Source organism: Pseudomonas sp. PDM02, from assembly GCF_014852285.1.
Lineage (GTDB): Bacteria > Pseudomonadota > Gammaproteobacteria > Pseudomonadales > Pseudomonadaceae > Aquipseudomonas > Aquipseudomonas migulae.
The window spans coordinates 84,495-98,515 of the sequence record NZ_JACVBL010000015.1 but is presented as its reverse complement, the minus strand read 5'-3'; the positions used below and the strand labels follow the sequence as shown (position 1 = coordinate 98,515).

General features: G+C 60.7%; 11 protein-coding genes. 4 read left to right on the top strand and 7 right to left on the bottom strand.

Features of this window, described 5'->3' with window-relative positions; all coding sequences use genetic code 11:
* The first annotated feature begins 82 nt into the window (after positions 1 to 82).
* A complete protein-coding gene (locus tag IB245_RS23945; RefSeq protein WP_192228889.1) occupies positions 83 to 2,512 on the top strand; it encodes a TonB-dependent receptor in 2,430 nt (809 codons plus the stop codon).
* A 121-nt stretch (positions 2,513 to 2,633) separates the two neighbouring features.
* Here the strand turns inward: IB245_RS23945 and IB245_RS23940 are convergent, their stop codons facing one another.
* The 3 genes from IB245_RS23940 to IB245_RS23930 form a co-directional block, all read right to left on the bottom strand.
* The gene (locus IB245_RS23940) at positions 2,634 to 4,076 is read right to left on the bottom strand and encodes a mechanosensitive ion channel domain-containing protein (protein ID WP_192228888.1); all 1,443 of its coding nucleotides are present in this window, start codon (positions 4,074 to 4,076) and stop codon (positions 2,634 to 2,636) included.
* A gap of 181 nt (positions 4,077 to 4,257) precedes the next feature.
* On the bottom strand, positions 4,258 to 4,884 hold the full coding sequence (gene ycaC / locus IB245_RS23935) for an isochorismate family cysteine hydrolase YcaC (protein WP_008032356.1): 627 nt from the start codon (positions 4,882 to 4,884) through the stop codon (positions 4,258 to 4,260).
* A gap of 126 nt (positions 4,885 to 5,010) precedes the next feature.
* Positions 5,011 to 5,877: a pirin family protein gene (locus tag IB245_RS23930; protein WP_192228887.1), complete on the bottom strand. Its 867-nt coding sequence runs from the start codon at positions 5,875 to 5,877 to the stop codon at positions 5,011 to 5,013.
* A gap of 105 nt (positions 5,878 to 5,982) precedes the next feature.
* Here IB245_RS23930 and IB245_RS23925 point away from each other — a divergent pair, with 105 nt between their 5' ends.
* The 3 genes from IB245_RS23925 to dkgB all read left to right on the top strand — a co-directional run bounded on the left by IB245_RS23925 (position 5,983) and on the right by dkgB (position 8,704).
* On the top strand, positions 5,983 to 6,891 hold the full coding sequence (locus IB245_RS23925; RefSeq protein ID WP_192228886.1) for a LysR substrate-binding domain-containing protein: 909 nt from the start codon (positions 5,983 to 5,985) through the stop codon (positions 6,889 to 6,891).
* Between the two features lie 222 nt (positions 6,892 to 7,113).
* Complete coding sequence (locus IB245_RS23920) at positions 7,114 to 7,653, top strand: PaaI family thioesterase (RefSeq protein WP_192228885.1); 540 nt, start codon at positions 7,114 to 7,116, stop codon at positions 7,651 to 7,653.
* Between the two features lie 247 nt (positions 7,654 to 7,900).
* A complete protein-coding gene (gene dkgB, locus IB245_RS23915; RefSeq protein WP_192228884.1) occupies positions 7,901 to 8,704 on the top strand; it encodes a 2,5-didehydrogluconate reductase DkgB in 804 nt (267 codons plus the stop codon).
* A gap of 3 nt (positions 8,705 to 8,707) precedes the next feature.
* On the opposite strand, the gene IB245_RS23910 is transcribed toward dkgB, so the two are convergent.
* The 4 genes from IB245_RS23910 to IB245_RS23895 form a co-directional block, all read right to left on the bottom strand.
* A complete protein-coding gene (locus tag IB245_RS23910) occupies positions 8,708 to 11,947 on the bottom strand; it encodes a transporter substrate-binding domain-containing protein (protein ID WP_192228883.1) in 3,240 nt (1,079 codons plus the stop codon).
* Positions 11,948 to 12,574 (bottom strand): response regulator transcription factor, encoded by a 627-nt coding sequence (locus tag IB245_RS23905; protein ID WP_008039990.1) that lies wholly within the window; start codon positions 12,572 to 12,574, stop codon positions 11,948 to 11,950.
* 110 nt (positions 12,575 to 12,684) lie between these two features.
* Positions 12,685 to 13,083, bottom strand: a complete 399-nt coding sequence (locus IB245_RS23900) for a chemotaxis protein CheY (RefSeq protein WP_192228882.1) — start codon at positions 13,081 to 13,083, stop codon at positions 12,685 to 12,687.
* Between the two features lie 123 nt (positions 13,084 to 13,206).
* Complete coding sequence (locus tag IB245_RS23895; protein ID WP_008032341.1) at positions 13,207 to 13,923, bottom strand: MgtC/SapB family protein; 717 nt, start codon at positions 13,921 to 13,923, stop codon at positions 13,207 to 13,209.
* Positions 13,924 to 14,021 lie beyond the last annotated feature (98 nt).

The window sequence follows — 14,021 nt, the reverse complement described above, 5'->3', positions numbered from 1 at the left end:
CACAGTCCCCTGATACCTTTCCGCGTTTCGTTCGGTGTGTGGATAGACCTCTTCAATTCCACGCGCTCGACAGGAACGCCGAATGACTTCAACACCGCTGCACCGCCCCGCCGATTTCCCGCTCAAGGCCCTGAGCCTGAGCATTGCCCTGGCCTTTACCGCGTTGCTGCCGATCAACAGCCATGCCGCTGATACCGTCAGCGAAAGTGCCAGCCGCAACGTCGATATAGGGCCGGGCTTGCTCAGCCATACCCTGGCGCAATTCGCCGTGGCGGTCGGCGTGCCGTTGTCGTTCGATCCGGCGCAACTGGGCAATCGCCAGAGTCCGGGATTGCAAGGCAACTACAGCGTGCAATCAGGCTTCGCGCAATTGCTTGAGGGCAGCGGTTTCGAGTTGATCAGCACGGGCGGAAACGGTTACACCGTGGCGCCGCGAGTCTCTGCCAACGGTGCACTGGAGTTGGGCGCCACCAGCGTCAGCGCCCTGCGCGACGACAACGCGGACACCTACGGTGGCGGTCAGGTCGCCAAGGTTGCGCAGATCGGCATGCTCGGCAACCAGGCCTTGAAAGACCTGCCCTTCAGCGTCACCAGCTACACCGCCAAAACCATCGCCGACCAGCAAGCGCAGACTGTGGGCGATGTGTTGCTCAACGATGCTTCGGTGCGGCAGTCCGCCGGCTTTGGCAACTTCTCCCAGGTGTTCGTGATCCGCGGTTTGCCGCTGCTGTCCGATGACATTTCCTATAACGGTCTTTACGGCATCCTGCCCCGGCAGATCATCGCCACCGAAGCGCTGGAACGGGTCGAGTTGTTCAAGGGACCGAATGCTTTTGTGAATGGTGTTACGCCCAGCGGCAGCGGGATTGGCGGTGGCGTCAACCTGCAACCCAAGCGCGCCGGCGATGTGCCGACCCGCAGCGTCACCCTCGATTACAGTGACGATGGCCGAGTGGGCGGGCATCTGGACCTGGGCCAGCGCTTTGGTGAAGACAACCGATTCGGCGCGCGGGTCAATCTACTGCAACGCGAAGGCGCCACCGCCGTCGATGACGAAGACCGTCGCTCGTCGCTGATCAGCGTCGGTCTGGACTTCCGGGGTGATCGCCTGCGGGTGTCGACGGACCTGGGCTATCAGAAACAGGTGATCAATCAGGGCCGCTCGGTGATCTATGTCGATTCGACCTTGAGCAAAGCGCCCAAGGTACCGGATGCCAACGCCGGTTACGCACAGAGCTGGAGCTACTCGCAACTGGAAGACACCTTCGGCATGGCCCGCGCCGAGTATGACCTCAGTGACAACTGGACCGCCTATGTGTCCGGCGGCGCCAAACACACGCGGGAGAACGGCGTGTATTCGTCGCTGACCGTCACCGACCTCAACGGTAATGCCCGGGGCGGCATGCTCTACTCGCCTCACGACGAGGACAACAAAAGCCTGATGACCGGCCTCAACGGCCACTTGAACACCGGGCCGATCAGTCACCAATTGAACCTGGGCCTCGCGGGTATCTGGGGCCAGCAACGCTCGGCGTTCGAAACCATAGGAACCGCCACGCGCTACAGCACCAATCTCTACGACGTCACGGACAAACCGCGCCCAAGCCCCACATCGTTTGCCAGCGACATTCACGACCCGCGCATCGTCGGCAAGAACACCCTGCGCAGCGCAGCGGTGTCCGACACCCTTGGCTTCATCGATGATCGCGTCTTGCTCACCCTCGGCGTACGGCGCCAGACGCTGAACGTCGACGGCTGGAACACCACCACCGGCGCACGCACCTCAAGCTACGAAGAGTCGATCAGCACGCCGGTCTATGGCCTGGTGATCAAGCCATGGGAACACGTTTCGTTCTACGCCAACCGCATCGAAGGCCTGGCCAAGGGGCCCACGCCACCGACCAGCGCGATCAACCGCGACGAGACCTTCGCCCCGGTGCGCAGCAAGCAAATCGAAGCCGGCGTACGCCTGGACATGGACACGTATGGCGCGAGCCTGGGCGTGTACCGCATCGAACAACCGTCGAGCTACACCCAGGACGGGATCTTCCGGGTCGATGGCGAGCAGCAAAACAAAGGCGTGGAGTTGAACGTCTATGGCGAGCCGCTTGATGGCCTGCGCCTGCTGAGCGGCGCGACGCTGATGAAGACCGAAATCGAAGGCAGCACCAACGGGGTCAACGATGGCAACCGCGCCGTCGGCGTACCGCGTTTTCAACTCAACGTCGGGGCGGATTGGGACGTGCCGGGAATTGAAGGCGCAGCGCTCAGTGCGCGGATGTTGCGCACCGGCGGGCAATACCTGAACGCCGCCAACACCCAGAGCATTCCGGCGTGGAACCGCTTTGATGTGGGGTCGCGGTATGCCTTCAAGATGGATGAGAAGTACATCACCTTGCGCGCCAATCTGGAGAACGTGGCGAACAAGGCCTATTGGGCCTCGGCGAATGGCGGGTACCTGACGCAGGGGACGCCGCGGACGCTGAAGGTTTCGGCGACGCTGGATTTCTGATTTTTTGTGGTGAGGCCAATATTGCCTTCGCGGGCAAGCCTCGCTCCTACAGGTACAACTCATCCCCCTGTAGGAGCGAGGCTTGCCCGCGAACCGCGCAGCGGCCATCCAACACCAACCGCTAAGCCCGACTGCGCAACCACTGCAAAAACCCCTTCTTCTCCACCACTTTCGGCGTTTCCTGGGTCAACGTCTGTGCCTTGTGCAAACGAAAATCCAGCAACGCCTTCATCGCTTCGCCGATGTCATGCCGCGCATCCAGGCACGGTTTGAGGTAGTCCTTTTCGATCCGGTACAGGCTGCAAGCGGTCTTGGCGCTGAAGTCCGCCGGCAGCGCCGTGTCCGACAGGATCCCGCCCTCGCCGATCACCTCGCCCGGCCCCATGCGCCCGGACTCGAACTTGCCCCCGGCGCGGCTCAACGCCACCGAGACCACGCCGGATTCGATGATAAACAGATGATCGCTGACCTCCCCCGCCGGCAGGATCATTTCCCCGGCGCGGAAGTTTTGCAGGGTCATGTGCTGGCTGAAGGTTTCTTTCTCTTCCTGACGCAAAGTCGAGAAGATCGCCGAGCTTTCCAGCAACGCCCGTGGCCGCGACAGGTTCACCGGTGCATTCGATTCGACGCTGGACAACAGGCTCACGCCGGATGCCTGCAAGTGGCGGAACGCCAGATCGAACAGCAGATTGCGCACCATGCGTTTCTGGTCCATCGAAACCACAAAGCCGCTGATTTCGTACTCCACGCCGGTGGCGCTCGAACCTTTGAGCGCGACACACGGCGCCGGCTTGGCCAGCAGGTATCGGCACCCCTCCATCGCCCGCTCCAGCGCATCGATCACCGTTTGCGGACGTGCGTGCGGGCTCAACTGCAAGCTGATCGACACGCCGAAAATGTCGCTCGGCCGGCTGAAGTTGATGATCTTGGCCTTGGCCGCCAGCGAGTTGGGGATCACCGCCATGCTGCCCTGGGACGTTTGCAGGCGCGTGGCGCGCCAATCGATGTCGGTGACCCGACCTTCGGTGCCGTCGATGGAGATCCAGTCATCCAGTTGATAGGGTTTGGTGGTGTTGAGGACGATCCCCGAGAACACGTCGCTGAGGGTGCTTTGCAACGCCAGGCCGACGATGATCGCCAACGCGCCGGACGTCGCCAGCACGCCTTTGACCGGCAGGTCGAGCACGTACGCCAGGGCCGCGATGATCGCGATCAGGAAAATCACCGCGCCCAGCAAATCCTGGAGCAATCGACCGGTGTGCCCGACCCGTTGCATCATCCCTGCGCCGATCAACACCGTCAGGGTGCGCGCGCCGAACAGCCACCAGCCAATCTGCAAGCCGGTCGCCGCCAGGTGCAACGGCACGTTGTCCGCCCAGGGCGCGGGCTCCAGAGGGTTCAGGCCTTCGTTGAACAACAGGATGCTGAACAACGTGAAAATCAGCAGCCGCACCAACAGTTTCCAGTTGCTGCCACTGGCACTGATCAAGCGCCACAGCCCCAGATCGATGATGATCAGGATCAGGGCACAGACCAGCGGGTGATTGGTAAGCAGTGACAGCATCAAGCAACTCCAGCCATGTACGGATGGGCACAGTGTAGGAGCAAACGCAGGCTTGAGAACAACACAAAAACCTGTAGGAGCCGGCTTGCTGGCGATGGCGGTCTGACAGTCACTCAATTGTTGACTGCTCTACCGCTATCGCCAGCAAGCCGGCTCCTACAGGGGTGATGTGTGTCAGTGATTATTTGCTATTGGTCAGCGTGTTGTAGCTGGTCATCAGGTTGCGGTAGTCCGGGATGTGGTTGGAGAACAGGGTCGCCAGGCCTTCCACGTCGTTGCGCCAGTCGCGATGCAGCTCGCAGGCCAGGCCGAACCAGGTCATCAATTGCGCGCCGGAAGACGACATGCGGTCCCAGGCCGATTGGCGGGTCAGCTCGTTGAACGTGCCGGAAGCGTCCGTCACCACAAACACGTCAAAACCTTCCGCCAGTGCCGACAGCGCCGGGAATGCCACGCACACCTCGGTCACCACGCCAGCGATGATCAGTTGCTTCTTGCCGGTGGCCTTGATCGCCTTGACGAAGTCTTCGTTGTCCCAGGCATTGATCTGGCCAGGACGGGCAATGTAAGGCGCATCCGGAAACAGCGCTTTGAGCTCGGGCACCAGCGGGCCGTTGGGGCCGGTTTCGAAACTGGTGGTGAGGATGGTCGGCAATTTGAAGTACTTGGCCAGGTCGGCCAGGGCCAGCACGTTGTTCTTGAAACGGTCCGGTTCGATGTCCCGCACCAGAGACAGCAGGCCAGCCTGATGATCCACCAACAGAACGGCGGCGTTATCCTTGTCGAGACGTTTGTAAGAAGTAGTCATGGGGTCATCCTCGGTTTTAATCGATGCCGAACAGTTCGGCGTGGGGGTGTTTTGATTGATCATTCAGACGCGGCCAGACAAGCGTAGTCAGTCAAGCCTGGCGCGGTGCAACCATCTATCCGTGTATCAACCGCTCATCCGTCCAAACCGGCCCGATTGAAAATCGGCAAAGGCCTGGTGAATCTCTTGCTCGCTGTTCATCACGAACGGGCCGTGGCCGACGATGGGTTCGTCGATCGGCTCGCCGCTGAGCAGCAACACGACGGCGTCGTTATTGGCTTCCAGGCTGAGCTGGTGGCCATTGCGTTCGAACAACGCCAACTGCCCTTCGCGCACCAGCTCCAGGCCGTTGACCTGAACCGTGCCACGCAGCACCACCAGTGCGGTGTTGCGACCTTCATGCAGATCGAGGGTCAGCAACTTGCCGCCGTTGAGGCGCAGGTCCCAGACATCGACCGGGGTGAATGTCCGTGCCGGGCCGGTGTGGCCGTCGAATTCTCCAGCGATCAGGCGCAGGCTGCCGGCCTCGTCCTTGAGCGGGATGCTCGGAATGTCGCCGTCGAGAATCGTCTGGTAACCGGCGTCGGCCATTTTGTCTTTGGCCGGCAGGTTGACCCACAGCTGGACCATTTCCAGGGTGCCGCCGGTTTTGGCGAAGCCTTCGGAGTGGAACTCTTCGTGGAGAATCCCCGAGGCGGCGGTCATCCATTGCACATCGCCCGGGCCGATCTTGCCGCCGCTGCCGGTGGAGTCGCGGTGCTCCAGTTCGCCCTTGTAAACGATAGTCACGGTTTCGAAACCGCGGTGCGGATGCTGACCAACGCCACGACGCTCGGTGGTCGGGGTGAATTCAGCAGGGCCGGCGTGATCCAGCAGCAAAAACGGGCTGATGTGTTTGCCCAGGTTGTCGTAGGAAAACAGCGTACGAACCGGAAAACCGTCGCCAACCCAATGGGTCCGTGGGCTGGTGTAGATGCCGATGATGTTTTTCATGCTGCCTCCGAAATCTGTGGTTTGACGCGATGGACAAAGCTTAAAACCGAACCCTTTGGTGCGCTAGACTGCAAAAATCAGCCTTAGCGTTCTATATGGAGAACGATGGTGGAAGACCTCAACACCCTCTACTACTTCACCCAAGTGGTGGAACATCAGGGTTTCGCTGCGGCCGGGCGGGCGCTGGACATGCCCAAATCGAAGCTCAGCCGACGCATCGCCGAGCTCGAAGAGCGCCTCGGTGTACGTCTGTTGCACCGCACCAGCCGGCATTGTTCGCTGACCGAAATCGGCCAGGCCTATTACCAGCGCTGCCTGGCCATGCGCGTGGAAGCGGAAAGCGCCGCCGAACTGATCGAACGCAACCGCTCCGAACCCCAGGGCCTGGTGCGCATCAGTTGCCCGACCGCGTTGCTCAACTCCTGGGTCGGGCCGATGCTGACCCGCTACATGCTCAAATACCCGCTGGTGGAGTTGTTCATCGAAAGCACCAACCGCCGGGTCGACCTGATCCACGAGGGTTTCGACATTGCCTTGCGCGTGCGCTTTCCGCCGCTGGAAAACACCGACATGGTGATGAAGGTGCTGGGCAACAGCACCCAATGCCTGGTGGGCAGCCCGGCCTTTGCCAAACGCTTGTCGACGCCCGCCTCCCCGGCCGACCTCAGCGGTTTGCCCAGCGTGCACTGGGGCGCGGCACAGCGTGAATATCAGTGGGAATTGTTCGGTGCGAACGGCGCCAGCGCGCTGATCCGACACGCGCCGCGCATGGTCACCGATGACTTGCTGGCCCTGCGTCACGCGGTGCTCGCAGGGATTGGCGTCGCGCACCTGCCCAGCGTGGTGGTGCGCGATGACATTGCCGCCGGACGCCTCGTCGAACTGGTGCCGGGCTGGGCGCCCAAGTGCGGGATCGTCCATGCGATCTTCCCCTCTCGCCGTGGGTTGCTGCCGTCGGTGCGGACGTTGATTGACTTTCTCGGTGAGGAATTCACCCACAGCGACATCGCCTAGCCCTTTTTTGCCGACACGGACGAACCTGTAGGAGCGAGCTTGCTCGCGAAAAACGTGAGAGCTCCGCGGGGTGTCAGACTGGCTGCGTTACCGTTGACCTCCATCGCGAGCAGGCTCGCTCCTACAGGGCCGATGAGTGGGGGCTGGCGGAGTTTTTATTTCGGACATAATATCAGCGCAGATTACAACCATAATATCTGCGCCCGTCCGAGGACACTGAACATGCAAAGCCCCAACCGAGAAGCCTCCCTCGCCCAATGGATCGTTCAGGAAGACGCCATGCGCGCACGTCTGGCCGGGCCCGGCAGCCTATCGCTGGCCGAGGTCAGCGCGCTGTCGCCGGCCGAGTTCTTCGAGGGCATCGGCAACGGTGAACTGCCCTCGCCGCCGATTGGCACGCTGATGGATTTCATCCCTATCGAATGGTCGGCCGGGCTGTTCATCTTCCAGGGCACGCCGGACGCCCGGCATTACAACCCGCTGGGCAGCGTGCATGGCGGCTATGCGGCGACCTTGCTGGATTCGTGCATGGGCTGCGCGATTCATACGCAGCTGAAAAAGGGCCAGGGGTATACGACGCTGGATCTGCGCATCAGTTATGTCCGCGCGTTGACCGGCGCCAGCGGACCGGTGCGGGCCGAGGGCAAGATTGTGCACCTAGGGCGCTCGACGGCGCTGGCCGAGGGGCGGATTTATGATGTGGATGGGCGGTTGTATGCGACGGGGTCGACGACTTGCATGATTCTTGAGGCTCGCGGATAAGATCCGAAACCGAGTCGCGGCCTTCGCGGGCAAGTCGGATCGCCGCACCGCTCGCTCCTACAGGGGCGTGTGATGTTCTTGTAGGAGCGAGGCTTGCCCGCGAAGGCGTCCGTTGCAACACCGCGAATCCTCTTGCCTTACGATTCATGACTTGCGGTAAACATTGCTTTGCCCATCCAGCCGTTTTTCTCAAGGATGCAGGCACGGATACTCGTGCCCATTCCCACTGCAACCCCTGGAGTCATTGATGTCTATTCCCGCATTCGGTCTTGGTACGTTTCGCTTGCAAGGCCAGGTGGTCATTGATTCGGTGAGCACTGGCCTGGAACTGGGCTACCGCGCCATCGATACCGCGCAAATCTACGAGAACGAAGCCGAGGTCGGCGAGGCCATCGCAGCCAGCGGCATTGCCCGTGAAGAACTGTTCATCACCAGCAAGATCTGGGTCGCCAACTTCGCCAAGGACCGCTTGATCGACAGCCTCAAAGAGAGCCTGCAAAAACTGCAGACCGACTACCTCGACCTGACACTGATCCACTGGCCATCGCCGGAAAACCAGGTGCCGGTCGAAGAATTCATGGGCGCGTTGCTCGAAGCCAAAAAACTCGGATTGACCCGGCAGATCGGCGTCTCCAACTTCACCGTCGACCTGATGAAGCAAGCCATCGCCGCCATCGGTGCCGATCACATCGCCACCAACCAGATCGAACTGCACCCGTACCTGCAAAACCGCAAGGTCGTCGAGTTCGCGCAGAGCCAGGACATCCAGATCACCTCCTACATGACCCTGGCATACGGCGAAGTGCTGAAAGACCCGGTCATCCAGCAGATCGCCGAGCGTCTGCAAGCAACGCCTGCGCAAGTCACCCTGGCCTGGGCCATGCAATCGGGTTACGCGGTGATCCCGTCATCCACCAAGCGCGCCAACCTGGAAAGCAACCTCAAGGCCTGCGCCCTGACCCTGAGCGACGCCGACATGGCACTGATCGCCGGCCTTGAACGCGCCCACCGCCTGACCAGCCCCAAAGGCATCGCGCCGAACTGGGATTAAGCGTCAGCCCCGCGCCAGCTGTTCGTCGAGGCGCCTCATGGTCTTAGCCAGCTGATCGACGGCTTTGTCGATCAGCTCTGGACGGCCATCACCGCAGGCATGCTCGAGGTCCTTGCAGCATTTGACAAGACCGTCCGCCCGCACCATCAGCGCCCCGCCCTTGATGCGGTGCGCCAACGTGCACAGGGCATGCTGTTCACCACGGGCATGAGCCTTGAGCAACTCCTGCCGATCCTTGCGATTGGTCGCGGCCAGGTCGCTCAGCAATTGTTTGATCAGCTCGTCGTCCTTGCCGACGTAGCGCTCCAGACCGCTCAAGTCGATTTCGGCGGTTGAGGGTGTTTCGAGGGGCGGCACCGGTGATCCATCGGCAAATCTGGACGCCAACCAGGCGCCCAGATCCGCCAGGCGGATCGGTTTGAACAGGCAGTCGTCCATCCCCGCTTCCAGGCAACGGGCCTTCTCCTCGGGCTGCGCATTGGCGGTCAATCCCAGAATCAGGATCGGTTGCAATCCCTGAGTCCGCTCTTCATCGCGGATGGCCCCGGCCAACTCATAACCGCTGAGCACCGGCATGTTGCAGTCGGTAATCAGCACATCAAACTCATACTCGCGCCACCGATCCAGACCTTGCTGACCGTCCTCGGCGTCCATCACCCGGTGGCCCAGGTAGCTCAACTGCCGTGAGAGCAGCAATCGATTGGCCGGGTAATCATCGACCACCAGAATGGTCAGCGGCCGGGTCTGCGCCTGTTCCTCTCGGTCAGGTGACTCGCTGGACGGCAACGGTTGCAACGCGGGCAGATCCAGGCAGACATCAATCCGCGTGCCCTTCCCCAACACGCTGGCAAGCTGCAATTGACCGCCCATCATTTCGCACAACGTGCGGCTGATCACCAGCCCCAGACCTGAGCCGTTTCGACCTGTTTGCTGGCTGTTTTGCGCCTGCACAAACGGGCTGAACAGTCGCTGCCTATCGATTTCGCTGATACCGATGCCGGTGTCTTCAATGCGCACCGAGACCGCCAGTTGCCCGACTGCACGGGGCTCGACCCGCAGCGTCAGGCGCACTTCACCTTCTTCGGTGAACTTGATCGCGTTGCTCAGCAGATTGGACAGCACCTGCTTGAAACGCGTGGGGTCGATCAACACGTCGGCGTCGCTGTGCTCGCCCAGGTCGACGCGCCACTCCAGGTTCTTCTGCCGGGCCAGGCCTTCAAATACCCGGCACACCGATTCGACCAGCGTGCGCAGGTTGGCCCGTTCCGGCGTCAGGGACAAATGCCCGGACTCGATGCGGGCGATGTCCAGGATGTCGCCAATCAACGCCAACAACTGTTGCCCGGCATTGGCCGCCACCTCGATTGCCGACCGGTCGGTGACGCCTTCATCCGCTCGCTTCAGCGCCAGTTCGAGCATGCCGAGCAGCGCATTCATCGGCGTGCGGATCTCATGGCTCATGGTCGCCAGAAACGTGGTCTTGGCACGGTTCGCCTCATCCGCCGCGTCCTTGGCGTCCTGCAGTTGTCTGAGCAATTGCTGACGCAGGCGGATCTGCCGGCGCTGCCAGGCGATCCAGGCCAGCGCCAGCAACAGCAAGGCGCCGGCACCGACAAAGGCCTGGAGAATGTCCTGCCGGTGACGCAGCCAGAAGCTCTGTTCAACCATCAGGTCATTGCGCCAATAACCGGTCATTTCATCGATTTCTTCAGGGGAGATACTCAGCAGCGCCTTGTCCAGGATCGAATGCAGCTCAACAGCCTCGCGACCGGTCGCCAGGGTGCTGCGGGCCGGGTCGGTGCCGACGGTGCTGGTCACTTGCAGGCGGTCGCGGTATTGCCGGGAAATCATGATCCGGGCACCGATCAACGAGTTGATGGCGCCGTCCGTCCTGCCCTGGGCGACCATTTCCATCCCGTCCGCGGTCAACGGCGCAGTGACCAGTTCGACCTGCGGGAAATGCTGGCGAATGAATTCACCGGCACTGTTGCCCTGGGTGATGGCCAGTGTTTTTCCGGCCATTTGATCCAGTGTCTTGGGGCTGTCGGATGCGATGCGGGTCACCAGCACATTCGGGCTGGTCAGAAACGGTCGGGTAAATCGCAGTTCTGTTTCACGCTCAATGCTGGGGCTGATCCCGGCGACCACGTCAACATGACCGCTCCTGATCCAATCGAACAATTCGGCCACTGACCGGGTTGGCTGAATGTCGAATTTCAAGCCTGTACGCAAGCTGATTTTCGCCAGCACATCGATGCTGATGCCCCGGTACTTGCCCTCGCTGTCGATAAAGGAAATCGGCATGAGGTTTTGGTTGATCGCCACTCGCACACGTGGATGATTATTGAGCCAGCGTTGCTCGGCGACACTGAAGTGCAAGGCTTGCGTGCCGGCAATGGAAGCCCCGCTGCCGCCCCATCGCCGCAGGATATTCATTCGTTCATTGGTCGGGATCGCCGCCAGCGCCCGGTTGACGATGCGTTGCAACTGGAGGTTGTCGAGGTTCATCGCAAACGCAAAACGCCCGGACTCCATACGGGAGAAATCCGCCAGTTGAACGTTGTTGAGGTAATTTTTGCTGATCAGGTGATTGACGCTGATGGCGTCCCCCAGATAGGCGTCAGACTGACCAAACGCAACGGCGCCCACCGCGCCCAGCGTCGAAGGGAACAGCTGCACATTCGCCTTGGGATAAAAAGCCTGCACTTGCTGCTCGGGCAAATAGTGGTACAGCATCGCCAGCCGTTTACCGGCAAGGTCCGGGTCCAGTGGCAGGGATGAATCGGTGCGCGTGACCAGCACCGGTTGATCATCAGCATAGGCACTGGACATCCGCAGTTGTGGATCCTCGACCTCATAACGGTTGGCCGTTCCCAACAGGTCAGCCGCCCCTTCCTTGATCGCACGCACCGCCTCGTCCCGAGATGCGTAGCGCTGAACATCGATCTCCACGTTCAATAGCTGTTTGAGCAGCCCGGCATAGTCAGCCGTCAGCCCTTCATAGTCGGTGCCGGTGGTGGTGATGTCGAAGGGCGGATAATCCGGCGCCGAGACGGCCAGTACCAGCCGGCCTTTCTGGCGCAGTACACGCGAATCGGCATCCGACAGTTTGACGTCGTAGCCGTCGACGCTGGAGCGTCCGAGCAGGGTCAGTGATTGCGGTTGGGCATAGGCAGTCGATACCCACAAACAGACCGGGAGTACGAGGGATATCAGCCAACGCAATTGCCGAGAGGTACTCACTCAAATCAGACCGTTACGCTGGGCGGTCTCTCTCAAGTGAACCTTGGACTCCACATTGAGTTTTTCCGTCAAACGGGTTTTGTAGGTGCTGATGGTCTTGTGGCTCAGGTTCAAGAGTTTGGCGATTTCCTTGTTGCTTAATCCCTCGGCCAGGTACCGGAATATGGTCAGTTCACGGTCGGAGAGCTTGTCGATCCTCTCCATCTCGCTGAGTTGCATTGTGCTCAACGACACCGAACTCGACGGCAACTTGGCGAAATAGGTGTAACCGGCCATCACCGCCAGCACTGCCTCGTGCAAATGCTTCAAGTCGTTGGCCTTGGAAACATAAGCCCTGGCGCTGGCACGCATGCAGCGGTCCTGATAAAACCTTGGATCTTGCCCGGTGAAAACCAGTACTCGACAACGCTCGTCACTGGCCTGAATGCGGGCCAACACTTCCAGCCCGCCGAGACGGGGCATCATCAGATCCAGCACCACCAGATCGGGTTGATGCTTACGGATCGCTGAAAAGACCTCGTTGCCGTTGGATACCTTATGAATCAGTTTGAATCCCAGCTGTGTAAGCAGCATCGCGACTGCAGTGCACACCACCGGATGATCGTCTGCTATTACCGCTGACTTCATGGCAACTCCCTGTGCAGATACAAGACGATCGGGTAATGAATGCCCATGGGTCAGACCCCGGCTACACGCAGCAGTTGCGCGAAGACTCTTGCACGGAAACACGCGCCCGACTACCTGACAGAAATGACAGTACCGACGAACGGTAGCTGAGGATCAACGGTCGCCATCAGTCGTTGAATGCACGCCAGATCGGGCAATGCAGCATCACTCACCTGAACCTTTTGCTGCCCGCAAGCCGGGGTCGGCGGCCCGTCATAGATCAAGGCGTGGTGAACCTGTGGGTGATCGAGGAAGAAGTCGCGCAGGTCCAGGGCCCCGTCCGCCAGCGCGGCATTGATGACCACCAGGTCGAAAGACACGCCGCCGTACTCGATCAGGGTCAACAGTTCGGCAAGGTTTTGCACGGGGGCCACGCGGTAATAGTCGAGCCGGTTGAACAGGCGCTCGATTCTCATCCGCTGAAAATGCTGCTCGTCGGCAATCAGGATACGTAACGCTTTGTTCGGCAACCGGGGCCCCCAGGAGGGTTTCAGATTCGTGAGGCCGCAAGGCTACGGAAGAGCCAACGAGCTTTCTGTAGGACTATTCCTAAAACCCGAGACATTTATTCCGTTGCCAGAGCGGATTCAACGCTATTCCGTCGTACTCGGACTCCAGAACGCCTGCACCACCAGCGTCGATGTCGAAATCCGCGCCACCAGCGCATCCAGTTCGTCGCCGTCCACGGACGTCGTCGCGAGGGTCGCCTCCACTTCGATTTCATCTGCGCCGAACGCGTGTACATCAACATCGCTCGCCGGGTAATTGCTGCGCTCAAGTTCCGCTTCCAGCAGCGCCAGCACAGCTTTTTGTTGTGAACGGCGGGCGATCACGTAAACGATGTTGGTGACTTCAGCCGAAATCACATCCAGCGGCTGACGGTTGATGTTGTTGACGATCGGCCGCAGCAAGGTATTGGCCGCCAGTACGAACAGCGTGCCGAGCAAGGCCTCCAGGACCAGATCAGCCCCTGCGCAGGCACCGACCGCCGCCGAAGCCCACAGCGTTGCCGCGGTGTTGAGGCCACGCACGTTGCCCTCTTCGCGCATGATCACCCCGGCACCGAGGAAGCCGATGCCGGAAACCACGTAAGCGACCACCCGCACCGCGCCTTCGGCCCCGCCGAGGCGGTTGGCCATGTCGACGAAAATCGCCGCCCCCACCGCGACCAGCACGTTGGTGCGCAGGCCGGCGGTGCGTTGGCGGTATTGGCGCTCGAAGCCGATCAGGCCACCGAGGATGAAGGCCGCGCTGAGGCTGACCAGGGTGTCGACCAGGGAGGTCAGGTTGATGTTGTTGAGTGCTTGCATGAATGTTTTCCTAAATCTTCAGCCTTGTATTCAATTCCTTGTAGGAGCAAGGCTTGCCCGCGAAGAACGATGACGCGGTTTGCTTTGGAAATGAGGCG